The sequence below is a fragment of the Micrococcus sp. LASM2_SD2 genome, assembly GCF_057364565.1.
On the sequence record NZ_JBNFOB010000351.1, the window covers coordinates 1 to 1,543 of the forward strand.

Genomic DNA, 1,543 nt, shown 5'->3' on the forward strand with positions numbered 1-1,543 from the left:
AGGAACATGCGCAGGCGCTCCTCGGCACCCTCCCAGTCGTCCTGCGGGTACATCGGGGCCAGCAGCGGGTCCTTCCGACCGCCTCGACCGCCCGGACCTGCGCGCCGCCACGGAGTACTGACCGCCCGCCGCGCTGACCGTCCGCCCCCGCCACGGACCGCCCCCGACCGCCCACCGAACGACAGGGATCGGAGCCCCATGCAGTGCCCCCACTTCGACGCCGGCCGATGCCGCTCCTGCGCCCTGATGGGCGTGCCCTACGCGGACCAGCTGGCCCGGGCGGACGCGGAGGTCCGCGGGCTGCTCGCGGCGCACACGCACGCGGACACGCGGTGGGAGGCGCCGTTCGCCTCGGCCGAGTCCGGCTTCCGGAACAAGGCCAAGCTCGTGGTCACCGGCACGGCCGCCGAGCCGCGGCTCGGCATCCTGGACCCGGGCCAGCATCCGAAGCACCATGACGGCACGGGGTACGACCTGCGCGACTGCGGCCTCTACGAGCCCGGCATGCAGACCGTGTCCGACGCCGTGGCGAGGTGCATCGCCCGTGCCGGCCTGACGCCCTACGACGTCTCCGCCCGCACCGGCGAGCTGAAGAACGTGATCGTCACCCTCTCCCCGGACGCCGAGTGCATGGTGCGGTTCGTCCTGCGTTCCCAGACGCAGCTGGAGGCGTTGCGCGCCGACGTCCCCACGCTGCGCGGCGAGCTGGCGGCGCAAGGCGTCCCGGCCGTCGTTGTGACGGCGAATCTGCTGCCGCGGCACGTGGCGCTGCCCGAGGGCGAGGAGGAGATCCACCTCGCCGGCGGGCAGACGCTGACGATGCGCGTCAACGGGATCGGGCTGCGGCTGCGCCCGCAGGGGTTCTTCCAGACCAACACCGCGGTGACCTCCGCCCTCTACGCCGCAGCCGCGGCATGGGCGGACGAGGCCGCCGCGGACCTCCCGATGGACGTGCACCGCGTCTGGGACCTGTACTGCGGGGTCGGCGGATTCGCGTTCCACCTGGCGGGCGAGGACCGGCAGGTGTGGGGGCAGGAGGTATCCGTCGAGGCGATCGCCGCGGCACGCGTGACCGCCCGGGAGCTCGGACTGGACGACCGTGTGCGGTTCGACTCCGGCGACGCCACCCAGGCGCTGTCGTTCGGGAAACCGTCGCGTTCCGGGGCACGTTGGTTCGGGAAAGCGTCGAGTTCGGCGGCCGGCCCCGCGACTGCCGCCGCAGACGGCTCAGCCCCTCCGGCCGAGGCGCCCGACCTCGTGGTGGTGAACCCGCCCCGGCGCGGGATCGGCGCCGAGCTCACCGCCGCGCTCGAGGCCTCCGCGGTCCCGCTGGTGCTCTACTCGAGCTGCAACGCCAGGACCCTCGCGCAGGACCTGGAACGGATGCCGTCCTACCGGCTCGCCCGCGCCCGGGTGTTCGACATGTTCCCGCAGACCGCCCACGCCGAGACGCTCGTGCTGCTGCACCGGGGCTGAGCGGACGGACGGACCGGCGCCCTGCGCCCTGCCGGCGTGAGGCGGCGCTCAGCCGTCGCCCGCCGGG

General features: G+C 74.3%; 1 protein-coding gene. It reads left to right on the plus strand.

The window, feature by feature from the left end; all coding sequences use genetic code 11:
• Positions 1 to 198: 198 nt before the first annotated feature.
• Positions 199 to 1,476: a methyltransferase domain-containing protein gene (locus tag AC2W7A_RS12265; protein WP_485991589.1), complete on the plus strand. Its 1,278-nt coding sequence runs from the start codon at positions 199 to 201 to the stop codon at positions 1,474 to 1,476.
• Positions 1,477 to 1,543: the final 67 nt, after the last annotated feature.